Raw genomic sequence first — 25,471 nt, 5'->3', positions numbered from 1 at the left:
CCATGACTGAACTTCCCGGCCGCGCACCCCTTTCCGCCACCGGGTCCCCCATGGACCCAGTGCGGCTGGGCAAGGGTCCGCTCGGCGCGCTCTCGGCCTTGGGGCCGGCCGCGCGCCGAGCGATGGCCCTGGTCGCGGTGCTGTCGTTCGGGAACGCGGTTTTCCTTGTCGGACAAGCTTTTCTGCTAGCGGACATCCTTGCGGACGTGGTCTCCCGGGGGCTGGGGGAAGGGGGCCGCACCGTCCAGTTGGCTGTTCTGTTCGCGCTCGTCGTGGGCCGGGCAGGCACCAGCTGGGCGGTGCGGGTTGTCTCCGCACGCGCCGCCGCGACCGCGCAACGCGACTTGCGCGCCCGCGTCGTCGACCACGCGTTGCGCCTGGGCCCGGAATGGCTGGCCCGGCGCGGCCACGGCGAACTCACGACGCTCGTCACGCGCGGCCTCGACGCACTCGACTCCTACTTCCGCGAGTACCTCCCCGCGCTAGTCACCGCCGCGGTCGTCCCGCTCGCGGCAGGCGCGGCCATCCTGTGGACAGACTGGCCCTCGGCGGTGATCATCGTCGCGACGGTCCCGTTGCTGCCGATGTTCGCTGTCCTGGTCGGAAAATTCACCGCTGACCGCGTTTCCTGCGCGACGGACGCGGTGCACCGGATGTCCGGTCTGCTGCTCGAACTTGTGCGGGCGTTACCGGTGCTCACCGCGTTCCGGCGGGCTGACGCGCAGGCCGAAACCGTGCGCAAACTGTCGGAACGGCATCGTCGCGCGACGCTCAAGACGTTGAAAGTCGCGTTCTCCTCGGCCTTCGTGCTGGAACTCGCCGCGACGTTGTCGGTCGCGCTGGTGGCTGTCGTGATCGGTGTCCGGCTCGTCTCGGGATCGCTCCCGCTGGCGATCGGACTCGGCGTGCTCATCCTCGCTCCCGAGTGCTACCAGCCGATTCGCGCGGTCGGCGCGGCATTCCACGCGAGCGAGGACGGGGTGGAAGCGGTCCGCCGGGTGACCGCGGTGCTCGCGGAGCCGGTCCCGGCCGAAGGAACACACGCCGCGCCCTGTGGATCGTTGGTTGTGTCCGACCTAAAAGTCGCCCGGCGCGGCGGATTCGCCCCGGACGGCGAGAGTTTCTCGGTCCAGCGCGGCCAGATCGTCTGGTTGCGCGCACCGAGCGGTGGCGGCAAATCGACAACTTTGGCGACGCTGCTGGGCTTCGTGCCGTCGTATGACGGGTCGGTCATGGCGGGTGACGTCCCGCTCGCCGAAGCCGACCTCGAACGGTGGCGCGCCGGGATCGCGTGGGTCCCGCAGTCGCCGGTTTTCAGCGGCGGCACTGTGCGGGAAGAACTTGCCGGTCCCGACGTCGACGCGATGCTCGGCGAACTGGGCTTGCACGGTCTCGCCGACCGTCCGGTCGACCGGCTTTCCTTGGGACAACGCCAGCGCGTCGCCGTGGCTCGGGCGTTGCTGCGCGTTCAGTCCGGCGCGTGGTTGCTGCTGCTGGACGAGCCGACCGCGCACCTGGACGACGTCAACGCGCGGCGGGTGCTGGACGCTGTCGAGCGAGCCGTCGAAAACGGTGCGGCGGCGGTAATCGCTGCTCACGAACGTTCTGCCGCAGTAGCCATTGCGGACTCAGCTCCTGCCGCGGTCATTGAGTCCACTTCGGACAGTCCCGATACGCGGCCGATTCCTTGGCGCATGCTGCTTGACCGACGGCTCTTCTCCGGCGCTTTTTTGGGTGCCTTGGCGCTCTTGGCGGGGATCGCCTTGACCGCGACTTCCGGTTGGCTGATCGCCAAAGCGTCCTTGCAGCCACCAATTCTGACCTTGACCGTCGCGGTTGTCGGGGTTCGCGCGTTCGGCCTGGGGCGGGCCGGACTCCGGTACGTAGAACGGCTCGTGACGCACGACGCCGCCTTCCGGATCGCCGGACGGTTGCGCGTTCGGCTGTGGAATGCGTTGGTGCGCTTGGGTCCGGCGCGCAGCCTCGAAGCCGGGGAGAGTCAGCGTCGGCTGGTGACTGATGTCGACACGGTGCGGGATTTGCTGCCGCGAGTCGTATCGCCGCCGATCGTGGTCGGGCTGGTCGCGGCCGGGGCTATCGCGGTGCAGACGATGGTCCTCCCGTCGGCCGGTTTGGTGCTGGCCCTGACTGTGCTGGTGGGTTTGGCGGCACCGGCAGTCGCGCTGCGCTTGGAACGCCGAGCGACCTCGGCCCTCGCAGCCGGACGGCGTGACGTCGCGGCGCGGGTTTTGGTGCTGTTTTCGTCGGCTGCGGAGTTGCTCGCTTACGGCCGAGCGGCCTCGCGGCGCCGCGACCTGGCCTCGACGGACACCCAACTGGCGATCGACACCCGGCGGCAGGCATTCGGCGCAGGCGCGGCGGATGCGCTGATCACGCTGGCGACCGGGGTGGCTGCGGTGGCCAGCACGATGCTGGCCGCGGGGGCGGTCGGTCGCGGGGAGTTGGCGGGCGTGATGGCGCCGCTGCTGGCGCTGGTGCCGTTGGCGTTGGCGGAGGTGCTGGCGTTGCTCCCGCAGGCGGCGGTGCATTGGGACACGCTGCGGGCGGCTCGGATTCGGCTTGGTGCGGTGGTTGGCGAGTCGGAGGTCGGGCGTTCGCACGATTCGGCCGGTGCTGCTGGGCTCGAGCGCGGAGCGGTTGCTGGATCGGTCGGCGTGCAGGACAGGGCAGCGTCCGAGCCAGGCCTCGACGGCCCAGCCGCAGTCCGGTTGCGGGGTGCTGAGCTGGGCTGGCCTGGCGGCGAAACGGTGCTGAAGGGCGTCGATCTGAGCGTGCCGACCGGGGCTTATGTAGCGGTCGTCGGGCCGAGCGGGGCCGGGAAGTCGACGCTGGTGGCGGCCTTGCTGGGGTTCCTTCGGCCTCGGGCGGGCGAGGTTGTCGCGCCGGGCAAGGTGGCTTGGGCACCGCAGGAGCCAATGTTGGTGTCGACGACTGTGGCGGAGAATTTGCGGCTCGCGGACCCGTTGGCGGAGACGTCCGATTTGCGTCGGGTGCTGGATCAGGCGGAGTTGCCGGACCTGGATTTGGGGACCGTGCTCGACAGCGCCGGGGCCGGGTTGTCCGGCGGGCAGGCGCAGCGGGTGGCGTTGGCGCGGGCGTTGCTGGCGGCTCCGTCGGCGGAGTTGGTGTTGCTTGACGAGCCGACGTCGCACCTCGACGAGCCGACCGCGCGGGCGTTGCGGGCGACGTTGCGTGCGGAGCTCGCTGGCCGGACTGTTGTGCACGTAACGCACAATGCGGACGAAGAGCTGCAAGCGGACATTGTTTTCGAGGTTCGGGACGGGCGCGTCGTGCGGCGGGCGTTGCCGCGGGTGTCGGCGTGACGGAGGGTTGTTGGTGACGGTCACGATTTCGGGTCTGGGGCTGGGCTCCGCGCTAAGGTCGGAGTTGCTCATGGACCCGACACTCGCCGCGCGCGCCCTCTCCGCGGCCACGGAGATCACCAGCACTGCGCTGTCCGGGGACGACCCCGAAGCGGTGCTGGAAACAGTCGTGGCCAGGGCTGTTGAGCTCGCGGATGCCGACCTCGGCCTGGCGATGGTCAGCGCCGACGACGGGCGCGTCGTGGTCGAGGCGGCGTATGGCGTCGACGGCTTGCTCGCGGAGGTGCCGACGGGCGACGTCGAAGGCGGACCGGTCGGGGAGTTGCGCGGGCTGACGCTCGAGACGGACTCCGCGGCGGGCCAGGTCGCGCGCGGCAGCGAGCCGATCGCGGCGGATGACTTCATCGTCGATCCGCGCACGGCGCCGTATGTGCCGGACGAACTGCGCGGATACGGCCCGTTCGCGGCCGCACCATTCGGATCCGGCGGACGGGTGCTTGGCGCGCTCACGGTGTATCGCCGGAAGGGGCGCGAGCCATTTTCCGCGGGCACGGTCGAGATGCTCGCGGCGTTCGCGGCGCAAGCTGGGGTCGTACTCGCGCTGGCGGAAGGCGCGAACGCGCGACACCGCGTGACTCTGTACCAGGAGCGCGAACGCATCGCCCGCGAGCTGCACGACGTGATCGTGCAACGGCTTTACGGCACCGGGATGCAGCTGGACCGGGTGCGCCGCAACATGCGCAAACGCTTCGCGCAGGCCGACGGGGCCCGGCTGTCCGACGCGATCGACCAGCTGGACCAGACCATCGAGGAAATCCGCGGCACCGTGCGCGCCCTGCGCTCGCCTGAGCCCCGCCACGACCCCGGCACCCCGACCGACCTCGCCGAATCCGCGCGCGGCGAGGTCCGCATCGCCGGCGAATTGCTCGGTTATCCGCCGACCCTGGAGCTGTCGGGCGAGTTTGCCGACATCCCGGCCGAGCGGGCCGACCACATCCGCGCGGCGCTGCGCGAGGCACTGTCCAATGTGGTCCGACACTCCGGTGCTAGCGAGACTCGAGTGACGTTGACTCGGGATGCTGAGGGCGTGAAGCTTCGCGTGCGGGATAACGGATCCGGAGTGCCGCAAGGGGTCGCGACCCGGGGGCTGCGGCATCTGGCCGAGCGGGCTGATGCTGCTGGTGGGCGGTTTTTCCTCAATTCTTCGCCTAGTTTGGGGACGCTTGTCGCGTTTGATCTGCCGCTTGGGTGATCACGTTGTGGTGCAGGCGGTTTTGGCGCTCGTGTCGCGAGGGCGCTCGCCGAAGTTCCAGTGCGACGGTTCCACCGCGTCGTCCACAACGAAGCTGCCGCGCCACGTTGTCCGAGACGAGGCCGCCATGGAGGCCGCCACGTCGCGACGGGTCGCTGCGCCGCGGCGGAGCCACCGCGCCGCAAGACAAGGCCGCTACGTCGCGACGAGGTCGCCACACCACGACGAGGCCACTGCGCCGCGACGGTTCGCTGTACCGACCGCAGTAGCCGCATCGCCATGGCGTGCAACGCAGAAGCCCGCCCGCGCCGAGCGCGAGTGGCGGTTACCGCGCCGCGATGAGCGCGTCGCGGTAACCGCATCGCACCGAGCTGTCTTGCGTCGGGCTCACCTCGGCCACGTTGCGCAGGCCTGGCCGCCGCATCGTGTTGTGCAGCCCGGCACTGTGTCGTCGACCCCGCGTTGCGGCGACCTCAGTGCCGCGCCGAAATGCCATGCCGAGAACGCCATGGCGGCCCGGTGTTGCGACAACCAAGCGTCGCGCCGAGACGCCATGTCGAGACGTCGCGTCGAGACGCCATGGCGGCGGCCCGATGTTGCGGCGACCTCAGTGCCGCACTGAAATGCTGCGGCGACCAAGCGTCGCGCCGAGACGCCATGCCGAAACGCCATGGCAGCCAGGTGTTGCGCACCGTCACGCGTCATGCCGAGACGTCGCGTCGAAACGCATGGCAGCGGCCCGATGTTGCGGCGACCTCAGTGCCGCACCGAAACGCCGCAGCGACCAGGCGTCGCGCCGAAACGCCACGCCGAAACGCCACGCCGAAGCGTCGCGGCAGTCCGGCATTGCGGCACCTAGTCTCGCACCGAGACGCCACGTCGAAACACCACCGAAACCCGGCGTCGCGGCGAACAAGCGTCGCGCCGAAACGTCACGGCAGCCCGATGTCGCGGCGACCAAGTGCCGCGCCGCAATGCTATGTCGACCCAGCATTGCAGCGACCTGGCGCTGTTTCGGGTAGCCACCTCAAAACCACTGCCGAAACCGCCTCGCAACCGGCGTAATCGGACCTGCCACTCGGATCGCAGCGAACGCACTGCATCCCGCAGTTGTCCTGAATCGCTCGCAGCAAACACGCTGTCTCAACCTCGCGCCGCTGTGAACCCACCGCTGTGAACACACCGCGCACCAAGAGATTCAGCCTTCACGAGTCATCGAGCACGCTCCTTCCCCACTTTCCCGTCTGCCACCGAGCCGTTCCCCATAGTAGCGAGAAATCGAACATCTATTCGGCACTCAATTGGGTGAATCAATCAACGGAAGTCGGCTACCCTCAGCTTCGTCAGGGACGCCGAGAACCCCGTACGCAGCAATGCGTACGGGATTTGGGCGCGGAATCAGCAGAGGTCAGTCGCGGGCAGCGAAGAAAGCGCGAATGTCGCCGGCGAGGAGGTCGGGGCGTTCCAGGGCCGCGAAGTGACCGCCTTCCTCGAAGCGGCTCCAGTGCACGATGTTCGTGTTGTCGCGTTCGGCGAAGGTCTTGATGGTCTGGAAGTCGTCCTTGAACACCGCCACGCCGGTCCGCGCGTCGCTCACCCGCGGTTCGGCCTCCGCGCGGGCGTTCTCCAGGTAGCTGCGGCTCATCCCGGAAGCGGCGTTGGCGAACCAGTTCACGCTCACCTCCAGCAGGATCTTTTCCAGTGGCACCAGCGAAGTCCCGTTGCCGAAGGAGTTGAACAGCTCGCTGTAGGCGAGTAATCCGATCGGGGAGTCACTGAGGCCAACGGAAACCGTTTGGGGACGCGAGGCGTTCATCGTGTTGTAGCCACCAACTGATTGAAACCATTGCATGTGCGCGAGACCGGCGTGGTCGGCCGGGTCGAGGCGCTCGAACTCCGCCGGGTCGCCGGACGGGAACGAGAACAGCTGCAGGACGTGCAGGCCGAGGAAGCCCTCCGGGTTCAGCAAGCCGAGCTCCCGGGCGGTCATCGCGCCGTTGTCCGAGCCGTGGATTCCGTAGCTCTCGTACCCGAGGCCGCGCATCAGCCGGTCGTACGCGGCGGCGACGCGGGCGACTGTCCAGCCGGATGCGGCGACGGGCTGCGAGAAACCGTAGCCGGGCGCGTCGGGGACAACGACGTCGAAGGCGTCTTCGGCGCGGCCGCCGTAAGCGACCGGGTCGACGAGGCGGTCGATCAGGTCGAGGTAGTCGACCGACGAACCGGGATAGGTGTGCGCGAGCAGCAGCGGCGTCGCGCCGGGGTGGGCGGAGCGGACATGGATGAAGTGGAACGTCTGGCCGTCGATCTCGGTGGTGAAGTGCGGGAAGGAGTTGATCCGGGCTTCGGCGGCGCGCCAGTCGAAGCTTCGCCACGCCTCGATCGCCGTCCGCAGGTAGGCGTTCGGGGTGCCGGCGTCCCAGTCGTCGGTCGGCGACGGCTGCGGCAGGCGGGTGCGGGCGAGGCGGTCGTGCAGGTCCGCGAGTTCGGCGTCGGTGATCTCGACGGTGAAGGGGCGGAGGGCGAGGGAGGCGGTCGCGTTCGTCATGAGAAGAACACTAGGAGGGTATTAGGTAGGATCAGTTCCTAATAGAATAAGGAGTTTCGATGGCCGATCCGACGGCGCGGTTGCTGGCGCTTCTCGCACTGCTTCAGAGCGCGGCCGGGCGGAGCGGCAGGGACCTGTCGGAACGCCTGGGCGTCTCGGCCCGGACGATCCGGAACGACGTCGAACGGCTGCGCGACCTGGGCTATCCCGTCGAGGCGACGCGCGGGAACGTCGGCGGCTACCGGCTCGGCTCTGGCGGAAAGCTGCCTCCGCTCCTGCTGGACGACGAGGAGGCGGTGGCGGTCACGGTCGGCCTGAGGGCCGCGGCGGGCATCTCCGGAATCGACGAGGCCGGCACGCGGGCGCTCGCGAAGCTCGAGCAGGTTTTGCCAGCGCGGCTGCGTCCGACAGTCGACGCTCTGCGGTCGACGATCGACCGCGGTCCGGAGAACACCGGCACCGACGCGCCCGATCCGGAGATCGACGGCACCGTGCTGCAAGAGGTCGCGCGGGCGATCCGGCACGTCGAATGGCTCCGATTCGACTACGCGGACGAGCTGCGGCTGGTCGAGCCGTACCGATTGCTGAGCTGGCAGCGGCGTTGGTATCTGGTCGCCCGCGATCCGCAGAACGACAGCTGGGCGACCTACCGCATCGACCTGATGGAACCGAGGATGCCGACTCGCCGCCGGTTCGAGCCGAATCCCTTGCCTGGCGGGGATTACACCGCCTTCGCGATGCGCACGATCGCGGCGAGCGGCTGGCTCGTGCACGCGCGCCTGCGCATCGACGCTCCGGCGGAGAAGGTGCTGGCGCGGATCAATCCGACGGTCGGCGTCGTCGAGCCCATCGACGAGAACCGTTGCGTGCTCGTCACCGGCGCGGACAGTTTGGACACCGTGGCTGTCTACATCGGAATGCTGATGATGGACTTCACCGTCGAGTCGCCGCCGGAGCTGGTCCCGTTGCTGCAATTGCTGTCCGAACGCTACGGTCGCGCCGTCGCGGGAAGCTGATTCACTTGCCGCGCCGGGCAATCCACGCCGCGGCCTGGGTGCGGCGCTGCATGCCGAGCTTCGCGAGCACGGACGTCACGTAGTTCTTCACCGTCTTTTCGGCGAGGAAGAGACGTTCGGCGATCTCGCGGTTCGACAGCCCCTGCCCGATCAGCTCCAGCACGTCCCGCTCGCGATCGGTGAGAGCGGCCAGCTCGTCGGTCGGCGGATGGCGCAGCTTGTCGAGCACGCGGGCGGTGCTGACCGGGTCGAGCAGCGACCGCCCGGCGGCGACCTCGCGGACCGCGTTCACCACGTCCTGGCCGCGAACCTGCTTGAGCAGATAACCCGAAGCGCCCGCCATGATCGCGCCGACCATGGCTTCCTCGTCGTCGAACGCGGTGAGCATGAGACAGGCCGGCGGAGTGGGCTTGGATCGCAGCTCGCGGCAGAGCGTGATGCCGTCGCCGTCACCAAGACGAACATCCACGACCGCGACATCCGGCTCGACGTGCATGGCCACCGCGAGCGCCTCCTCGACGCTCCCGGCCTCGGCGACCACCTCCAGGTCGGCCTCGTCGCTGAGCAGGTCGCGCAGGCCCCGCCGGACGAGCTCGTGGTCGTCTACCAGCAGCACCTGAATCGGCATATGTCCAGGTTACGGGCTGTGGGGCGGTTCGTCTGCCGGTGGTGCCGCACGACACCAGGAGTTACCGCTCGCAGGCGATTCCGTCGCCGTCGCGGTCCAGCGCGGGGCGATAGCCCGGGTCGCCGCGGTGAAGCGGAGCGACCCCAGCGGCTTTCGCGGCCGCGCAGTTCTTGTAGTACGCAGCGCTCGGCTGTTCGGGTTCCGGCTGGTCCTCGACCGGGGGAGGCGGCGGGGCGGCTTGCTCGGACACGCGCGGGGCTGGTGGCGGCGCGGGCGTGTCCTTCTTCGGAGTCGGCGTCTGAGTCGGCGCAGGAGGCACCGGCGTCGGCGCGGTGATCATGCCCTTGCAGGGTTCCGCCCACAATCCAGCCGCCGCTTGCTGGGCCGTGTTTGCCGCGTTGCGCAAAGAGTCGGAGACGACGTTCCCCGACAGCCGGGCGTACCCGGCCGAAAGGGTCGCGGTCGCGTAGTCGGTGCCGTCGGTCAATGCGAGTGAGACGCCGTCAGTAGTGTCCGTGGTGATCTTTACTGCCGCACCGGCGAGCTTGTTATTGGCCCAAGTAACGGTTTCCGCGGCGTAGCAGTTGTTGCCGGTCGCCACTTCGAGGCCGAGGATGCGCACGGTGCGATGGCTTCCGTCCGAACCGGCCAGGTCGAGGTTGGCGGCGTCGGTGATTTTGTCCACGGTGTACGTCACCGGTGCCGGAGAGGATGAGGTGGTCACCGCGGTCGTCGGGGGCGGAGCGACCGGCGCGGCAACCGGTTCAGGCGTCGGCGCGGGCTTTCCGAACACCGCGCCCAGAATGAAGAGAACCGCGAAGACGCTGAGGACGACCGTCAGCCAGGTCGGGAATTTCAGCTTGGGGCGCGACGGCGGCGCGGGCGTGGGATGCATTCGAAAATCCTCTTCCTGAGGCGGGTGCCGAATGGACTTCGCAAAAGCGGCGGTCAGCGTTACGCGCCAGGTCTTCCGGGAAAGGAAGAAGTCACGGATCAGTCACAAAACAAGGTTTTTCCGCAGCGACTGTGACGGTTTGCGACTTCCCCGCGATGGCTATGGGAACCGTCCAGGAGAAAGCGCATCCACGATGGCCGAGCTGATCGAACGACTGTCCCTGTCCCCGACCGGGCAGGTGCCCGCGAGCGGCACGGAATTCACCGCGATCGAGGTGAAGACGACCGGGCTGCACGCCGGTCGCGTCCTGGAGATCGCGGCGATCCGGTTCCGTGGGGACGGAATCTTCCTCGGCGAGTTCGCGACGGTCGTCGCCGCCGACCCGGACCGGGGCAATCCGCATCGCATCACCGCGGCGGAACTGGCTGGTGCACCAGCTTTCGGCGACATCCTCAGCCGGTTGTTCGATCTGTGCCGAGGCGCCGTTGTCGTGGCCCACGACCTGTCCTCGGTGTATGGCCTCCTCGCGGAGATCAGCCAGTTAGGCGTCCGGCTGCCGCCGCTGCCGGGGATCTCGCTCAAGGACACCGCGCGGGCGACGTTGCCGTTGCCCAACTACCGGCTCGCCACCGTCGCCCGCGCCTTCGGCATCGAGGACTTCCCTGGTTACCTCGCCGAGCCGGCCGCCCGGGCGTGCGCGCAGGCGATGATCGCTCTCGTCGGGACGCATGGGTTGCGGCTGGCGCGACCACTGCGTTTTCCGGAACTGCCGCGATACGCGGCTGGGGCGGCGGCCCTGCGCCGGTCGGTCGACGGTGCGGAGAAGGGCTGGATGGCCGAGGCGGTGGACCGGGTTTCCGCGGGAGACGGCGGACCGGTCGCGCAGGCTTACCTCGATCTGCTCGCCGAAGCGGTCGGCGACCAATTCCTGACCGACGAGGAGGTCTCCGCGCTCGCTGGCCTCGCGGCTGAGGCTGGGATGCCCGCAGCGGAGGTCCGGCGGGTGCATGCTGGTTTCGTCGCTGAGCTGCGCCAGGTCGCGGAATCCGATGGCGTGGTCACCTCCGCCGAGTACCGCGAACTGCGCCAGGTCGCGGAGGCGCTCGGGGCGCTGGAAGTGGTGGTGGACCTCAAGGTCACCGCCGCCGGGCACAAACCGACGAGGGTCCTCGTGCTCGGCGCGACGGCGGACGCGGACCAATTGCGGGCACGGGTGCTGTCGGAGGGGCTCCAGCTGGCGAAGAACCTGACGGGCTCGGTCACGCACCTGGTGTACGACTCGGGAGTGCGCGAGTCCGAACCGCGGCTTTCCCGCGCGCTCGAACTCGGCGCGCACGTCGCGCGGCTGGACGAGGCTCCGGTGCTGTTGGGCTTCGAGAGCGCCCCGGTCCCGCAGCCGAAGCACCAGAAGGCACCGTCAGGCAGTGGCCGGCTGGTCGGGCGGGTGCTGATCGGAATCGGGTTCGTCCTGATGGTCCTCACGGTCGCCGCGATGTTCGGCGGCGCCGGGCTGGGGCCGGGGATCTTTCTGGCCGTCTTCGCGGTCGGTGCGCTGGTCGGCGGCTGGTACCTCGACGAGACGAAGCGGACCGCGGCCGGGTCACCGGGCTAGCGGAGGGAACCTCTTCTCGTTTCGGTCCACCTTCGCGTTCGCTGCCTCCAGCAGGTCGATTCCCAGCACATCCGCGAGCCGGACCAGGTACAGCATTACGTCGGCGATTTCGTCTTGGACGTTGAACTCCTGGGTCGGGTCCGCGCGCCAGTTCGCGGCTTCCTCCGGCGTCAGCCACTGGAACAGGGCGATCAGCTCGCCCGCTTCGCCGGACAGGGCCATCGTCAGGTTTTTCGGGGTGTGGAACGGTTCCCAGTCGCGGGCGGCGGCGAAGTCGCGGAGGCGCTGGGTCAGGTCGTCTAGGGTCACTGGACCTGACTATCACGCGCAGTGCTCACCTGGGGTGTACGGGTTGGGCCGAAAAGAGTACGCCGTTGGCCCACACGCCGGTTACGGGCCATACGGCAGACTGTTCGCGTGAGCGTCCCCGACCCGGTCGAGTACACCGCCAAAATCGGTGCGGTTCTCGATACTGTGCGGCGGCTGCTCGACTCCGGCAGCCGCGCTGATCTCGCGCCGCTCGCGCGGCGGGCGGTGGACGACATCGTGGGCATGCTCGAGCAGCACGGCGACCTCGCGGCGGACCTCGAGGAGCGGCTTGACCAGGCTGTCGCGTTGTACGCGCGGGCTTGTGCGGCTCGGCCGCCGGAGGCGGGGCAGCTCGCGGACTGGGTGCTCGAGGCGGCGTTCAGCGGGCGGGCGGTCGCGGTGGCTGATTTCGCGGCGGCGCTCGGGGAGGCCGGGCTCGCGCGGATGAAGTCCATTGTGGACGAAGTCTTGCGCGTCAAGCAGCCCGAAAAGGTCGAGATCGCGCAGCGACTGCAGGAGGAGATCGCGGAGGCCAGCGGGGACGTGGACGGGCTCGTCGCCATTCTCGCTGCCAAGCCGCCTCGGGTGGACGTCAGTCTCAAGATTGTCCGGGTGTTGCGGGCGGCCGGGCGGCACAGCGAGGCGATCGCTTACGCGGCGCGGGTGCTGACTCCGCAGCGGGCAGGGACGCGGCGACTGGCGGAGGGGCGGCTACCGGCCGAGAAGCCGCGGGCGGAGGTGCGGCTGCGCGCAGAGAAGCTACCGGCGGAGAAGCCACAGCAGGCAGAGAAGCCACAGCGGAAAGAAGCACCACAGCAGGCAGCGGCCCCGCAAAAAGAAGACTCCATCCCCGAGTACCGCGAGCGAATCGAGCAGCTGATCGCGCAAAAAGAAGCAGCCGCGTACCGGGAAGCAGCACAGTGCCTCAAAAAACTGCGCACCTTGCACAAACAAGCGGGCACGGCGGAGGAGTTCACCGGCTACGTCGCCGAGCTGGTGAACGTCCACCGCCGTAAAACCCGATTGCTCGCGGAGATCCGGGCGGCCCGGATCGCGCTTCCGAAGGGCTAGATTTCGGCCAAGGCGGCGCGGTAGGCGTCGAGGTCGTAGTCCAGCTGGTCTTCTTCCTCGGTTTCGGTCAACTGTCCTTCTAGGACAGTCACCAAGCGGTCGAGGACCTCGGTACGGGAAAGGTCCCGCTGCAGCAGGTTCTGCGCGGCGGTCCACACTTCGGCGGGTTCGTCGTCCCACAGCTGGTCCACAATGGACGTCTCAAGCGCGAGACGCAGACCGTCGGCACCGTCGAATTCTTCCGCGGCCAGCGACTCGTGGTACTCCGGGTGCGCGCCGATCACCAGCAGGCGGCGCTGTTCCGGGTCCCCCGGGTCCAAGTCGGTCAGTTCCTCGTCACCGATCACTGTGGACAGTTCGGGCACTGCGAAACGGCGGCGTGCCACCACTTCCAGGGCTTCCTCGGCGGACTCAGTGCCGTCGAGGTAGTCGCTGAAGTCTTCTTCCTCGTCGTCGTCCGAGAGGTACTCGCCGAGGTATTCGGTGACTTCTTCCAGCAGGGCCGCGGTGGCGATTTCGGACAGTCCGGCGCGAGCGGCGGCCCAGCCGGCCCAGGACAGCACGACCGGCGCGACGGCGTCCTCGTCTTCCAGCTCGTATTCGCCGTCCAGCAGGGATTCAAGGAACCGGGCCAGCTTCTCCGGACCGACGCGCAGCGGGTTCGCCTGTTCCACCCGGCAGCCGTGGTCCACCAGCAGGTTGGCGATTTCGCGGGCGGCGTCGGCGTCCGGCAGGTTCGTGTCGGCGAGGAACTGGGTGACGGCTCCCTCGCGCTGCTCAGCACTCCACTCGGCGACCGGCGGAACCTCAGTGGGTTCCGGCAGCGAACGCGCCCAGGTCAGCGCGATGGCGTGGAATCGCGTGTAGTCCTCGCCGACGTCCGGCTCGTCCAGGGCGTCCGTGGCGGCGATCCCGGAAACCAGCAGCCGGTGCGCGTCGGCGGGTTCGATCTTTTCCAGTACGACCAGTTCGCCGTCTTCCTCGACCTGCGAGTGCATTTCGGCGAGCACCTCGTGCGGCTCCTCGATGACCACCAGGTCGCGCACCCGGCCGCCCTCGGTGAAGTCCAGCAGCGCGAGCAGGCCGAGCGAGTGGTCGCCTCGGGAGAAGACGCACAGCAGCGAAGACTCGTCGCCGTAAACGTCCCCGGTGCGCCAGCATTCGCCGACGCTGACCTGCCCGACCTCGGCGGCCCACTCCGGCTCCGGGATGCCGCGGCCGAGCACGACGCCGAGCGCCTCGGCCGCCGCCGCACGCTCCTCTTCGGACTCGGCCAGCACCTTCAGCGCGGCCAGCAGCGCCGCCGCGCCGGGCGTGATCTTGCGCTGTGCGAACGCGATCAGCTCGAGTCCGAGCTGGCTTTCCGGTTCGTCCTCCACGACGACGTCCCGCCACTGCCCGACGACCTCGGAACCGAGCAGGTCGATGTCGAACGGACCGGGCTCGGCCGCGACCGCGGAGAAGTCCCGCAGCACGTCCTTGAACAGACCGTTGACGCTGGGGGCGGTGGGTAGGGAACTCTTCTTGCGCGCGCGGCTCACCGGACTCATGCCGCACATCTTGCCTGGACCCGAAGCTCAGGCCTCAGCTGGTCGGCTCCGCCGTGCCGCGTGCCTTGAGACGCCGTTCGCGCAGCGCGTCGTCGAAGTCGACGACGAACGCCCCCGCGGCCATCGCGACCAGCAGCGTCAATCCCAATACCGCGCCGACCCAGGTCAGGACGATAGTCAACATCGTGGCCTCCTTCGCAGGTCAAGTGCGACATCCTGCTGCTTTCAGGGTCGCTTGCGGACCGGTGCGCTGGTATCGGCCAAGTGGTTACGAAGACGCTGGCCGATCGGTCAATTGCCCGGCGCTTGTGCAGAAGGAGACCGGTGGGACGCGTGTGGGTGACAGTCAGAGTTTCCGCAGTCGAACACGGTTGATGGCGTGGTCGGCGTCCTTGCGGAGCACGAGAGTCGCACGTGGACGGGTCGGCTTGATGTTTTCCATCAGGTTCGGTTCGTTGATGGTGCGCCAGAGGTGCCGCGCTTCTTCGCGGGCCTCGTCGTCGTCCAAACCGGCGAAGTGGTGGAAGTGCGACGCCGGGTCGGCGAACGCGGTGTGCCGCAGCTTCAGGAATCGCTCGACGTACCAATGCTCGATGTCGTCGATGTGCGCGTCGACGTAAATCGAGAAGTCGAACAAGTCCGAAACGGTCAGGCTCGGTCCGGGCTGCAGGACGTTCAATCCCTCGATGATGAGGATGTCCGGCCGCTCCACGACCTGTTCCTGGTCCGGGAGGATGTCGTAGGCGAGGTGCGAGTACACCGGCGCGGACACCCGCTCGGCCCCGGACTTCACCTCGGTGACGAACCGCAGCAGCGCGCGCCGGTCGTAGCTTTCCGGGAAACCCTTGCGGTGCATGATCCCGCGCCGGGTCAGCTCGTCGCGCGGGTAGAGGAACCCGTCGGTCGTCACGAGGTCGACGCGGGGGTGGTCGGGCCAGCGGGCGAGCAGGGTGCGCAGGATCCGGGCGGTGGTCGACTTTCCGACCGCGACACTGCCCGCGACGCCGATCACGAACGGCGCTTTGGTGTTGCGGCAGTCCTCGCCGAGGAACGTCGTGGTGGCCTCGTACAGCTGCTGCCGGGCCTTCACCTGGAGGTTGATCAGCCGCGAAAGCGGCAGGTACACGTCGGCGACCTCGGCGAGATCGATCTGTTCCCCGAGCCCGCGGAGCCGGACCAGCTCGTCCGCGGTCAGCGGCAGCGGAGTGGAGCTGCGCAGCTCCCGCCACTGTTCCCGGTGCAGCTCTACATAAGGGCTGAGTTCACGGACCCGTGTGGGCATCGCACACTCCTCGGCCGTCGCCTGCGCTGGCTCCGTCTGCGCTACTTCCGTAACGCCGTATCAACGGTAGGGCTTACCGCGCGTGAACGCGCTGTGATGTGATGCACGCACCCCTGAGCCGAGAGGTATTCGATCACCGAAGGTGACCGTTGGCCCCGAATACTTCCTGCCACGCCGCGGCGACCTGACGGGCGCACGTGGCCGGGGCCACGCCGCCGACGCCGGTGCCGAGACCGGGCATCGCGATCGTCCGCACGGCCGAGGCGACCGAGCCGGAATCCAGCTGCCCGCGCTGCCATTGCAGGAACACCGCGCGCGCCGCGAGGTACGGGTGGACGGTGTCGGCGGGCAGCCGTTCGCCGGGCTCGCGCATGGTCGGCGCGCTGATCAGCCACGCCGGTTCGGACTCGCCGGTCGGGACGATCACCGACTCGCCGATCGGCAGCTCACCGCCGTAAGAAGCCAAAACCGCGCTGCGCACGCTCTGCTCGATGCCGGGGAACGCCCGCGCGTAGACCGCGTCGATCCCGCCGCGCATCCAGCCGTAGGAGTTGGCCGGGCTGACCACCGCCTGCGCGGGGATGTCGAGCACCGAACCGCGGTGCACCCGGACGGAGCCGACGACGTCCGCCACGGCGGAGCTCCACGCCGCGGCCAGCGGTTCATCGACGGCGCACAGCACCAATTCCGGCGTTCGGGGAGGATCCGGCGAAACGGCTTCCCCGTGCCCGGCGTGTGTGCCTGAGTCGGCGGTCACCGTTCCAGCATGGCAAAAAACGCCACCCGGCGTAACCGGTTTAGCCACCGGCTGTCCGAGTGAAAAGCGCCACGCGCGCGGTCGCTAGCCTGACTCCCGTGTTGCGGATCGCGTATTTCGGCCCTCAGGGCACGTTCACCGAGCAGGCCGCCCGCGCGCTCGCGCCGGGCGAGGACCTGACCCCCTACGAGACTGTCCGGCTGGCGCTCCAGGCCGTCCGCGACGGCGCCGCGGACGCCGCGTGCGTGCCGATCGAGAACTCCGTCGAGGGCGTGGTCCCTGCGACGCTCGACGGGCTCAGCGACGGGGACCCGCTCGTCGCCACGGCCGAGACGATCCTGCCCATCCACTTCAGCGTGCTGAAACGGCCGGGCGGCGGCGGAATCCGCACTGTGGCGAGCCACCCGCACGCGCTTGCCCAGGTGCGCGAATGGCTGGAGGCGAACCTGCCGGACGCCACCCCGGTCGCCTCGTCGTCCACCGCGGCGGCGGCGGTCGGCGTGGTCGAGGGCGATTTCGACGCGGCGGTGTCCGCGCCGGTCGCGATCGAGCACTACCCGCTGGAGGAGCTGGCGACCGGCGTCGCCGACGTCCGCGACGCGCAGACCCGGTTCCTGATGGTGCGCCGCCCCGGCGAACTGCCCGCGCCCACCGGAGCCGACCGCACGTCGATCGTCGCGGCCGCGGTCAACCGCACCGGGACGCTGTCCGATCTGCTGGTCGAACTGGCCGGCCGCGGGATCAACCTGACCCGGATCGACGCCCGGCCGACCCGCAACAACTTCGGCGAGTACCGGTTCTTCATCGACTTCGAGGGCCACGTCGCCGAACCGCGGATCATCGACGCGATGACCGCCCTGCGCCGACGCTCTCACCTGCGCTTCCTCGGTTCGTACCCGAGGGCGGACGAGGTCGCGGCCACGATCGAGGACGGCGCGGGGAACCAGGATTTCCTCGACGCGCAGGCGTGGGTCGACGCGGTTTTGAAGGGAGAGGGCGCATGAGGTTGCTGCTGGTCCGGCATGGACAGACCGAAGGCAATGTCCGCCGCGCGCTGGACACCGCGCTGCCCGGTCCGCCGCTCACCGAACTCGGCCGGGAGCAGGCCGCGGCGCTCGCCGCGGAGCTGAAATCCGAGCCGATCGTCGCGGTGTACGCGTCGGAAGCGGTGCGGGCGCAGCAGACCGCGGCGCCGCTGGCCGAGGCGTTCGGGTTCGACGTGCAGGTGATCGAGGGCGTCAAGGAGGTCGACGCCGGCGATCTCGAGGGCAACACCGACATGGACTCGATCGGCGTCTACCTGCGCGTGGTGAAGGCGTGGACAGTGGGCGAATTGGACGTCTCGATCCCCGGCGGCGAGACCGGCACGCAGGTGCGCGACCGGATGCTCGGCGCGGCCAGCGAGCTGCGGGCCAAGCACGAGGAAACTTCGCCGGACGGAGTGGTCGTGCTCGTCAGCCACGGCGGTGCGATCCGGCTCGCCGGGGAATGGCTGGCCGCCAACGTGCCCGCCGAGCTGGCGAACGAGGCGTTGATCCCGAATACGAAGTTCGTCGAGCTGGAAGCCCGCGACCACGGATGGGAGTGCGTGCGGTGGGTGGACACCCGCCTTTCGTGAGTGGTTGATCACTCGCTCGGGGAAACGCTGAGTGAAGCCGCATCCGGTGGGGAACTCACCGGATGCGGAGCAACCCCGTCCGGACATGGCACGTCCTCCGGAAGAGGTTCCACCCAGTTCGGCGTTCACCAGTACAGCGAGGCGAGTGAGATGGCAAACACGAAGAAACCGTGGTTTTCCCTGGTCTTCCTGTCCGCAGTGGGCGCGTCGGGGGCGCTGCTGCTTTCCGCGTGCGGCCAGGGCGCTCCCGCCGCGAGCGGCCCGGCGAGTTCGGACACCCCGTCGAGCAGTCCGATGTCGTCGGCTTCGTCCGCCGCGTCGTCCGCTCCTTCTTCCGCGTCGTCCGCGCCGAGCGGCGGCACGGCACCGGCCGAGAAGCCGCCCGCCGACAACGGCCTGTGCAAGGCGGGCGACGTTTCCCTGTCGCTGGGCGGCGGCGACGCGGGCGCGGGTTCGGAGTACCGGCCGCTGCTGATCAAGAACACCAGCGGCCAGCCGTGCACGATCCAGGGCTTCCCCGGCGTGTCCTATGTCGGCGGGGAAAACGGGGCCCAGATCGGGCAGCCCGCCGAGCGCGACGGCGCCAAGGGCGCGCCGGTGAAGCTGGCTCCGGGCCAGTCCGCCGCGGCGGACCTGCAGTTCGCGCAGGCGCTCAACTTCGACCCCAGCGTCTGCAAGCCGACTCCGGTCAAGGGCCTGCGCGTGTACCTCCCGCAGGAGACGGCGTCGAAGTTCGTGCCGCTCGAGGGCACCGGCTGCGCGGGCACGAAGATCCCGGGCAAGCAGCTCGGCGTGAAGACCGTGCACAAGGCCTGACCAGCGCACCTAGCTCTGCGCGCGGGGGTCAGCCCCGCGCGCAGAGTTGTTCCACCTGGACGACGGCGGCCTGCTGGTCGCGGTTGTCGAAGCGGCTGCTGAGCACCATCTTGTTCACCGCGTCGAGGCTTTTGGCCAGCGGCTGGTAGTTGCCGTCGAAGGTCGCCGCCGCCTTGGCCAGCTCCATCGCGCCGGTGACGCGGTGCACCGAATCGTCGGACATCCGGGTGAACTGCGCCGCGTCGGCGCCCCCGGTGGTGTCCGGGATGTGCCCAGCGCGAGCGAACGCGGCACACGCGGCCGCGGCGTCGACATTCGCTCCGGCGCGCTGGCCGGACAGGCCCCACAGCAGTCCGACCACGCAGGTGCCGAGCACGAACCCGGCGACGGCGGCCAGGACGAGCGGACGGCGTGTGGCAGGAGGCGGCGACTCAAGGTCGGTGTCGCGGTCGTCGTCCGGCAGCGGCGGAGTGTCGAGCGCAGTCATCACGTACCTCCGGGCGGCCGGGGTGAGGTGCTATTTCAGCACCAAAACCGCGCCGGATCACTGCTGCGAACGGGCTCCGTCCCCGGTCGAGGCCGTTTTGTCATCGAGCGGGCGGCCGCGCAGCGCGAACAGTGCATAGGCGGTCACGAACAGCAGCAGGACGCCGGAAGCGGTGAAGGTGTCGCCCGCCGAACCGAGCAGCTTCGTGAGCAGCCCGCCGAGCAGCGCGCCGAGCGGAATCGCGCCCCAGACGACCGTCCGCCAGACCCCGAGCACGCGGCCGAGGAGTTCGCCCGGCACGAGCGTGTGGCGTGCGGTCGCGAGCACGACGTTCACCGCCACCACGGCCGCCGCGAAGACGCCGAACAGCACCGCGGACACCACCGGCTGGCGCACCAGTCCCATGCCGCCGAAGCCGAGCGCGCAGAACAACACCCCGCCGACCAGGACCGTCCGCCGTCCGACGCGCCGGACCAGTCGCGGCGTCAGCCCGGCTCCGAGCAGGCCACCGGCACCGCCGACGAAGGCGAAAGCACCGAAGGTGGCGTCGGACAAATGCAGGTCTTCCAGCGCGTACAGCACCAGCTGCGCCTGGGCCAGTTCGCTGATCAAGCTGAGCAGACCGGCGATCGCGAGCAGCCGCAGCAGCAGCGAATGCCGCCGCAGCCAGCGGAAGCCGTCCGCGAAGTCCGCCCGGATGTGCGACTTGGTCTCCTGCCTCGGCTGGTAGCTGCCCGCCATGCCCAGCAGCACCGCGGCACCGACCGCGAACCCGACCGAGGAGAGCAGGAACGGGAAGACCGCGAACATCGCGAAGGTGGCGCTGCCGACCGGGCCGCCGAGGAACGTCTGGCCGACGATTTCGCAGGCCTGCAGCTTGCTGTTGGCACTCTCCAGCCGGTCCGCCTCGACCAGCGCGGGCGGCAGCACGTTCGCCGCGCTCTCCGCGACCGTCTCCGCGATGCCCACGAGCAGCGACGCCACGTAAATCGTCCAGATCTCCACCGACCCGAACGCGAGCAGCGCGGTGACCCCGGCGACCACCAGCGCGCGCACCGCGTTCGCGGCGAGCATCGCCTTCTTGCGGTCGATCCGGTCGACGAGCGTGCCCGCCGGGATCGCGAACAGCAGCCACGGCAGGAACTGCACCGCCGACAGCGCGGCGATCTCCACCGGATCGCGGGTCAGCGTGGTGGCCAGGAGCGGGAAGGCGACCTTGGCGATGCCGTCGGCGAGGTTCGACGTGCCGCTCGAAGCGAGCAGCCAGCGCAGCCGGCCGTCCGTCGTCCGATGCGACACAAACCACCTCACGAAAACCGGAAACTGCCTGATCAGGACAGTCTAAAGAGATCAGCCGCGTTCTGTGACGCTTTGGTGACCTTCGGTGTTTTCCGTGGTGGCGCCGCGTTGTTGAGCAGAGAAGAGCAACGGGCTGGCGGGGTTCCGCCGGAATCAGCCCCAGCCGAGTTCGTGCAGCCGCTCGTCGTCGATGCCGAAGTGGTGGCCGAGTTCGTGCATGACGGTGATCAGGACTTCCTCGACGACGTCGTCCTCGGTGTCGCAGATGTCGAGGATCGGCTCCCGGTAGATCGAGATCCGGTCCGGCAGTGCGCCGCTGTAGTGGCTGGTGCGCTCGGTGAGCGCGATGCCGTGGTAGAGCCCGAGGATGTCCGGGGCTTCCTCGTTGAACTCCTCGACCAGCACCACGACGTTGTCCATGGCCGCGGCGAACTGCGCGGGCACCTGGTCGAGCGCGTCGGCCACGAGTTCCTCGAACCGGGCCTGGCTCATCTCGACGGGCACTGCTCAGTTCCCGCCGGAACCGGAACTCGGCGGCGGGCTCTGCTGCTGGCCAGACGACCCGGAGGACCCGCTCTTCACGCTGCCGGTGACCGCTTGGAACCCGCTGCCGTCCTGCAGCGTGGCCGCGACCTTGCAGTTGACCTTGGTGGACCCGGCGTCCCAGCTCTCCTGCTCGCGCGAGTCCCAGCCCAGCGTGAGCTTCTTCGAGGAGAGATCGGAGCTGCCGGTGTAGTCCTTCGCGGCCTTGTTGCACTCGGTGTCGAGCCAGGACTTCTGGTCGTCCAGCTTCGGGTAGCCGTCCTTGAAGTGCGAGGCCAGGTCGAGGGTCGCGATCATCTCGTAGGAGTGCGGCTTGCCGCAATCGACCGGGTCGCCGACGCCCTTGCCGGCCAGCGCGAGGCAGGTGCCCGGGGCCCACACCATCGACTGGTCCTGGGTCTTCGCCGCGCCGGTGGTGGGCTGCAGGCCGCCGCCCGGACCGGCGAACTGCAGGCCGCAGCGCAGCTGGCGGTCGCCGCCGGACCACTGCGCCGACGTGGGCCGCAGCAGGTTGGTGGTGAGCTTGCCGTACGGGTCGAGCGGGTGCCCGAGGTACGGCCGCACGTCGCTGTTGCACTGCTGCTGCGCGATGTCCTGCCACTGGTCGAGGCTCGGGAACGGAGCCTGCTGCGGGAACTTCGCGCCGATGTCGACCACGGTGGTGACCTCGAACAGGTGCGGCTGGGCGCACGGGACCGCGTGCGCGTCCGAGGCGTCCTTGGCGTTCCAGGTCAGGCAGGTGCCCGGCGGCGAGTGGAACGCCTGCTGGGCGGCCTCGCTGAGCTTGCCCTCTCCGCCGCCGGCGCCGCCGGCGAGCGTGTCGGTCCAGGAGAAGGCGACGCTCAAGGCCAGCGCGATGACCGCGCCGAAGAACACCCCGGCCATCACCACGCGGGTGGTCAGGGTCTGCATACGCGAAGGGAACCGCTCCGAGCGTTGAGACATCGATACCCATGATGCCCGCGCCGCATGAACCGCGCGTGTGCCGGGTCGATTAGGGTGGAACGCGGGGTTTGCAGTGCTGGGGGATTACGGAGCGCACATGACGCAAGACGACAACAGCGGCGCGCAGCCGACCGAGGAGCAGAAGAAGCCGGGCTCGATGCGTTTCCAGGACGCGAGCACGCAGCCGCGGCAGCCCTCGGTGGCCGAACAACGGGCCCGCAAACAGGCCATCGCCGACCAGGAACGCGAACGGCAGGAAGCCCTCGCGGCGCGGGAGACGGCGGACGCGAAGGCGGCCACGAAACGCAAGATCCTGATCGGCAGCGGGGTCACTGTCGGTCTCGTCGGGCTGGTCGCGACGTTCTACACGATCGCGAAGCCCGCCGAGGTCACCGCGTCCTGCGTCACGACCGACGGGGTCATCCAGAACGACGACTACTGCACTGACAACTACGCCCAGACCCACGGCGGTCACTACAGCGGCGGGTTCTGGTTCATCCCGATTCCTGGCGGCGGGTTCACCCAGTACCGCTACAACTACGGCGGCACCGGGAGCATCGGCCAGCACGTGGCCGGCGGCAGCTACACCGCGCCGTCGGGCAACACCAACGTTTCGACCAAGTCGGGCACCAGCGTCCAGCGCGGCGGGTTCGGCATCAGCGGCAAGAGCGGCACCTCCGGAGGCACCGGCGGGACCGGCAAGAGCGGAGGCTCGTAGGTGTATCGGGACCGGCGGGAACCGCGCCGCGACTGGCAGCGGATCGTCGAAGAGCAGGGCCTGGTCTACGGCACCCCGGCACGCGACGGCACCGGCAAGCCGCGGCCGTACTGGGACGAGTCGGTGCACTACGTCTTCGACATGGACGAGGTGCTCTCGCTCGAGGCGGACGTCGAACTGCTGCACTCGATGTGCCTGGAGGCCGTCGACAACGTCGTGACCACCGAGCAGTACCAGCGCTTCGGCATCCCGGAGTGGGTGTGGCCGCACATCGCGGAGTCGTGGAAGCGCCAGGACCCGCACGTCTACGGCCGCTTCGACCTGCGCTACGACGGCAAATCGCCCGCCAAGCTGCTGGAGTACAACGCGGACACGCCGACCACGCTGCTGGAGGCGTCGCTGCTGCAGTGGCACTGGAAGACCGACGTCTTCCCGGAAGACGACCAGTGGAACTCCATCCACGAGAAGCTGGTGGAGCGCTGGGCGGAGATCGGCGGCAAGCTGCCGTCGAACGAACTGCACTTCACCTGGTCCGCGGCCGACCCGAGCGGCGAGGACCACGTGACCACGGCGTACCTGCAGGAGACCGCCGCCGAGGCCGGGCTCGACACGGTCGGGCTCGCGATCGAGGAGATCGGCTGGGACCCGGTGCTCAAGCGGTTCGTCGACCTCGCCGAGGCGCAGATGTCCACGGTGGTGAAGCTGTACCCGTGGGAATGGGTCGTCGACGAGGAGTTCGGCAAGTTCGCGATCGAGACCATGCCGCGCACGCTGTGGGTCGAACCGCTGTGGAAGATGCTGCTGTCGAACAAGACGCTGCTCGCGGTGCTGTGGGAGAACTATCCTGGGCACCCGAACCTGCTGCCCGCGTTCGCTGACGACCCCGGCCTGCTCACCGAGTACGTGCGCAAGCCGAAGCTCGGCCGCGAGGGCGCGAACGTGCAGATCGTGGCCACCGGGTACGAGACGCAGACCGACGGCGTCTACGGCGCGGAAGGCTACGTCTACCAGGCGTTCGACCCGCTGCCGGAGTTCGACGGATACCGGCCCGCGCTCGGCGCGTGGATCGTCGGCGACCAGTCGGCGGGGCTCGGGATCCGCGAGACCAGCGGGCTTGTCACCGACGACGGTGCGGCGTTTGTCCCGCACCGGATTCCGGAGTCGTGATAAAACCCTGGATGTCCGATTTGCTGAGCTGACTCGGCCATCCAGGGAGACTCCGTGTCCACGACGCTCGCGCTGCCCGCAACGTTCGGTTCCGACCTCGTGCGCGGCATCGGCGCGATCCTGCTGTACGGCATCGTCGGCCTGCTGCTGATGTTCGCCGGCTTCTACGCGATCGACTTCACCACGCCGGGCAAGCTGTCGAAGCTCGTCACCCGCGGGCTGCCGAACGCGGTGATCGTGACCGCGTCCGGGCTGCTGTCGATGGCATTCATCGTGGTCGTGGCGATCTACAGCTCCGCGAGCGACCTGACCGCCGGGCTGATCACCTCGCTGGTCTACGGCCTGATCGGGGTCATCGTGCAGGTGCTGGCGGTGCGACTGCTGGAGTGGGCGACCCGGATCGATGTCGGGTCCACGATCCAGAGCGAGAAGTTCGCGCCGGCGAGCGTCGTCGTCGCGGCGGCGCACCTGGGGCTCGGACTGGTCGTCGCGGTAGCGATTTCGTAGCGTTCGCGCACTGCCGCGCGGTCCCGTTCCCACTAACGTGGGAACCGTGCGATTGCTCAGGACGCCGGAAGACCGGTTTGCGGATCTGCCCGACTTCGCGTTCGAACCTCAGTACACCGACCTGTCCGACCCGGACGGCGGCCTGATCAGAGTCGGCTACGTCGAGGCGGGACCCGCCGACGGGCCGCCGGTTCTGCTGCTCCACGGCGAGCCGAGTTGGTCGTTCCTCTACCGGAAGATGCTCCCGGTGCTCGCCGACGCCGGGCTGCGGGCGATCGCGCCGGACCTGGTCGGGTTCGGGCGGTCGGACAAGCCCGCGGAGATCGTCGACCACACCTATGCGCGGCACGTGGAGTGGATGCGCCGGTTCTCGTTCGACGTGCTGGGGCTGAACGGCGTCACGGTCGTGGGACAGGACTGGGGCGGGTTGATCGGGTTGCGGCTGGTAGCCGAGAATCCGGGGCGGTTCGCCGGGGTGGTCGCGGCCAATACCGGATTGCCTACCGGGGACGTGGATATGCCGCCGGTGTGGCATAAGTTCCGGGAGGCGGTGGAGGGCGCGCAGATTCTCGACGTCGGGCGGTGTGTGCAGGCTGGGTGCCAGACGCCGCTGTCGGAAGAGGTCCGGACGGCTTATGACGCGCCGTTCCCGAACGAGATGTACAAGGCTGGGCCTCGGGCCATGCCTGGGTTGGTTCCCACTCGGCCGGATGATCCGGCGTCGGAGGCTAACCGGGCGGCTTGGGCGACGTTGACTGAGCTGGACGTGCCGTTCTTGTGCGCGTTCTCTGACGGGGATCCGATCACCGGGGCGATGGGGCCGATTTTGCAGCGGTCGATGCGCGGGGCGGCCGGTCTGGACCACCCGACGATTGGCGGGGCCGGGCACTTTGTGCAGGAGGACGCGGGGGAGACGCTCGCCGAGCACGTGGCCCGCTTCGTCCGCCGCTGACCTCGCCTCGCTCGCCAATGAGGTTTTCGCAGTAGCGCGCCGGGGGTTCTCGGCGCGCGATGCCGAGGTCCGTGAGGGGAACCCTGAGGGACTCTGATTCCCTCAGGGGTAGCCGCACGCGCCATTAGGCGCCACAAATCCCCCCACCCCCCCCG

25 protein-coding genes are annotated in these 25,471 nt (G+C 69.0%); 12 read left to right on the top strand and 13 right to left on the bottom strand.

Annotation, left to right across the window (positions count from 1 at the left end):
• The first annotated feature begins 50 nt into the window (after positions 1–50).
• Together cydD and ABZX37_RS39825 are read left to right on the top strand one after the other, a co-directional pair.
• Positions 51–3,344: a thiol reductant ABC exporter subunit CydD gene (cydD, locus tag ABZX37_RS39830; protein WP_354748686.1), complete on the top strand. Its 3,294-nt coding sequence runs from the start codon at positions 51–53 to the stop codon at positions 3,342–3,344.
• Positions 3,345–3,414: 70 nt separating this feature from the next.
• A complete protein-coding gene (locus ABZX37_RS39825; protein WP_354748639.1) occupies positions 3,415–4,596 on the top strand; it encodes a GAF domain-containing protein in 1,182 nt (393 codons plus the stop codon).
• Positions 4,597–4,921: 325 nt separating this feature from the next.
• Here the strand turns inward: ABZX37_RS39825 and ABZX37_RS39820 are convergent, their stop codons facing one another.
• Positions 4,922–5,092, bottom strand: a complete 171-nt coding sequence (locus ABZX37_RS39820; protein ID WP_354748637.1) for a hypothetical protein — start codon at positions 5,090–5,092, stop codon at positions 4,922–4,924.
• A 912-nt stretch (positions 5,093–6,004) separates the two neighbouring features.
• Positions 6,005–7,144 carry an epoxide hydrolase family protein gene (locus tag ABZX37_RS39815; protein ID WP_354748635.1) on the bottom strand — a complete coding sequence of 380 codons (1,140 nt, stop codon included), beginning with the start codon at positions 7,142–7,144 and terminating at the stop codon, positions 6,005–6,007.
• A gap of 59 nt (positions 7,145–7,203) precedes the next feature.
• Here ABZX37_RS39815 and ABZX37_RS39810 point away from each other — a divergent pair, with 59 nt between their 5' ends.
• The gene (locus ABZX37_RS39810) at positions 7,204–8,160 is read left to right on the top strand and encodes a WYL domain-containing protein (RefSeq protein ID WP_354748633.1); all 957 of its coding nucleotides are present in this window, start codon (positions 7,204–7,206) and stop codon (positions 8,158–8,160) included.
• 1 nt (position 8,161) lies between these two features.
• Here the strand turns inward: ABZX37_RS39810 and ABZX37_RS39805 are convergent, their stop codons facing one another.
• Both ABZX37_RS39805 and ABZX37_RS39800 read right to left on the bottom strand, forming a co-directional pair.
• Entirely contained in the window at positions 8,162–8,788 is a 627-nt protein-coding gene (locus ABZX37_RS39805; protein WP_354748631.1) for a response regulator transcription factor, read from the bottom strand.
• Positions 8,789–8,849: 61 nt separating this feature from the next.
• Entirely contained in the window at positions 8,850–9,683 is an 834-nt protein-coding gene (locus ABZX37_RS39800; protein WP_354748629.1) for an excalibur calcium-binding domain-containing protein, read from the bottom strand.
• 193 nt (positions 9,684–9,876) lie between these two features.
• On the opposite strand from ABZX37_RS39800, the gene ABZX37_RS39795 reads away from it, so the two are divergent.
• The gene (locus ABZX37_RS39795; RefSeq protein ID WP_354748627.1) at positions 9,877–11,295 is read left to right on the top strand and encodes a 3'-5' exonuclease; all 1,419 of its coding nucleotides are present in this window, start codon (positions 9,877–9,879) and stop codon (positions 11,293–11,295) included.
• On the opposite strand, the gene ABZX37_RS39790 is transcribed toward ABZX37_RS39795, so the two are convergent.
• On the bottom strand, positions 11,284–11,604 hold the full coding sequence (locus ABZX37_RS39790; protein ID WP_354748625.1) for a nucleotide pyrophosphohydrolase: 321 nt from the start codon (positions 11,602–11,604) through the stop codon (positions 11,284–11,286). The two genes, ABZX37_RS39795 and ABZX37_RS39790, sit on opposite strands and share 12 nt — an antisense overlap.
• A gap of 108 nt (positions 11,605–11,712) precedes the next feature.
• Here ABZX37_RS39790 and ABZX37_RS39785 point away from each other — a divergent pair, with 108 nt between their 5' ends.
• Positions 11,713–12,675, top strand: coding sequence for a hypothetical protein (locus ABZX37_RS39785; RefSeq protein WP_354748623.1), 963 nt, complete (start codon positions 11,713–11,715; stop codon positions 12,673–12,675).
• Here ABZX37_RS39785 and ABZX37_RS39780 read toward each other — a convergent pair.
• The 4 genes from ABZX37_RS39780 to ABZX37_RS39765 form a co-directional block, all read right to left on the bottom strand.
• Positions 12,672–14,225: a hypothetical protein gene (locus tag ABZX37_RS39780; protein ID WP_354748622.1), complete on the bottom strand. Its 1,554-nt coding sequence runs from the start codon at positions 14,223–14,225 to the stop codon at positions 12,672–12,674. The genes ABZX37_RS39785 and ABZX37_RS39780 overlap by 4 nt on opposite strands.
• Positions 14,226–14,259: 34 nt before the next feature.
• Positions 14,260–14,409, bottom strand: coding sequence for a hypothetical protein (locus ABZX37_RS39775; protein WP_344281886.1), 150 nt, complete (start codon positions 14,407–14,409; stop codon positions 14,260–14,262).
• A gap of 162 nt (positions 14,410–14,571) precedes the next feature.
• Positions 14,572–15,507 (bottom strand): type I pantothenate kinase, encoded by a 936-nt coding sequence (coaA, locus tag ABZX37_RS39770; RefSeq protein WP_354748620.1) that lies wholly within the window; start codon positions 15,505–15,507, stop codon positions 14,572–14,574.
• Between the two features lie 133 nt (positions 15,508–15,640).
• Positions 15,641–16,264: a macro domain-containing protein gene (locus ABZX37_RS39765; RefSeq protein WP_354748618.1), complete on the bottom strand. Its 624-nt coding sequence runs from the start codon at positions 16,262–16,264 to the stop codon at positions 15,641–15,643.
• 98 nt (positions 16,265–16,362) lie between these two features.
• Here ABZX37_RS39765 and pheA point away from each other — a divergent pair, with 98 nt between their 5' ends.
• The 3 genes from pheA (at position 16,363) to ABZX37_RS39750 (ending at position 18,698) form a co-directional block, all read left to right on the top strand.
• Positions 16,363–17,268, top strand: a complete 906-nt coding sequence (pheA, locus tag ABZX37_RS39760; protein ID WP_354748616.1) for a prephenate dehydratase — start codon at positions 16,363–16,365, stop codon at positions 17,266–17,268.
• Positions 17,265–17,882 (top strand): histidine phosphatase family protein, encoded by a 618-nt coding sequence (locus ABZX37_RS39755; protein ID WP_354748614.1) that lies wholly within the window; start codon positions 17,265–17,267, stop codon positions 17,880–17,882. The genes pheA and ABZX37_RS39755 overlap by 4 nt, the downstream gene beginning before the upstream one ends.
• 150 nt (positions 17,883–18,032) lie before the next feature.
• Positions 18,033–18,698 (top strand): DUF4232 domain-containing protein, encoded by a 666-nt coding sequence (locus tag ABZX37_RS39750; protein WP_354748612.1) that lies wholly within the window; start codon positions 18,033–18,035, stop codon positions 18,696–18,698.
• A 28-nt stretch (positions 18,699–18,726) separates the two neighbouring features.
• Here ABZX37_RS39750 and ABZX37_RS39745 read toward each other — a convergent pair whose 3' ends face one another.
• The 4 genes from ABZX37_RS39745 to ABZX37_RS39730 all read right to left on the bottom strand — a co-directional run bounded on the left by ABZX37_RS39745 (position 18,727) and on the right by ABZX37_RS39730 (position 21,972).
• Positions 18,727–19,185 carry a hypothetical protein gene (locus ABZX37_RS39745; RefSeq protein WP_354748610.1) on the bottom strand — a complete coding sequence of 153 codons (459 nt, stop codon included), beginning with the start codon at positions 19,183–19,185 and terminating at the stop codon, positions 18,727–18,729.
• 57 nt (positions 19,186–19,242) lie between these two features.
• The gene (locus ABZX37_RS39740; protein WP_354748608.1) at positions 19,243–20,484 is read right to left on the bottom strand and encodes an MFS transporter; all 1,242 of its coding nucleotides are present in this window, start codon (positions 20,482–20,484) and stop codon (positions 19,243–19,245) included.
• A gap of 153 nt (positions 20,485–20,637) precedes the next feature.
• The gene (locus tag ABZX37_RS39735) at positions 20,638–20,988 is read right to left on the bottom strand and encodes a metallopeptidase family protein (RefSeq protein WP_354748606.1); all 351 of its coding nucleotides are present in this window, start codon (positions 20,986–20,988) and stop codon (positions 20,638–20,640) included.
• 3 nt (positions 20,989–20,991) lie between these two features.
• Positions 20,992–21,972 carry a septum formation family protein gene (locus ABZX37_RS39730; protein WP_354748604.1) on the bottom strand — a complete coding sequence of 327 codons (981 nt, stop codon included), beginning with the start codon at positions 21,970–21,972 and terminating at the stop codon, positions 20,992–20,994.
• A 97-nt stretch (positions 21,973–22,069) separates the two neighbouring features.
• Between ABZX37_RS39730 and ABZX37_RS39725 the strand changes: the two genes are divergently transcribed.
• The 4 genes from ABZX37_RS39725 to ABZX37_RS39710 are packed head-to-tail and all read left to right on the top strand — an operon-like array spanning position 22,070 to position 25,316.
• Positions 22,070–22,690, top strand: coding sequence for a hypothetical protein (locus ABZX37_RS39725; protein ID WP_354748602.1), 621 nt, complete (start codon positions 22,070–22,072; stop codon positions 22,688–22,690).
• Complete coding sequence (locus tag ABZX37_RS39720; RefSeq protein WP_354748600.1) at positions 22,691–23,857, top strand: glutathionylspermidine synthase family protein; 1,167 nt, start codon at positions 22,691–22,693, stop codon at positions 23,855–23,857.
• 54 nt (positions 23,858–23,911) lie between these two features.
• Positions 23,912–24,364, top strand: a complete 453-nt coding sequence (locus ABZX37_RS39715) for a DUF350 domain-containing protein (protein ID WP_344281850.1) — start codon at positions 23,912–23,914, stop codon at positions 24,362–24,364.
• Between the two features lie 37 nt (positions 24,365–24,401).
• Positions 24,402–25,316, top strand: a complete 915-nt coding sequence (locus ABZX37_RS39710) for a haloalkane dehalogenase (RefSeq protein WP_354748598.1) — start codon at positions 24,402–24,404, stop codon at positions 25,314–25,316.
• The last annotated feature ends 155 nt before the right edge of the window (positions 25,317–25,471 follow it).

Origin of the sequence: Amycolatopsis sp. NPDC004079 (genome assembly GCF_040610415.1) — a bacterium.
Lineage (GTDB): Bacteria > Actinomycetota > Actinomycetes > Mycobacteriales > Pseudonocardiaceae > Amycolatopsis > Amycolatopsis halotolerans.
Note: the sequence above shows the minus strand (reverse complement) of the source record. Positions and strands in the feature narration are given on the sequence as shown.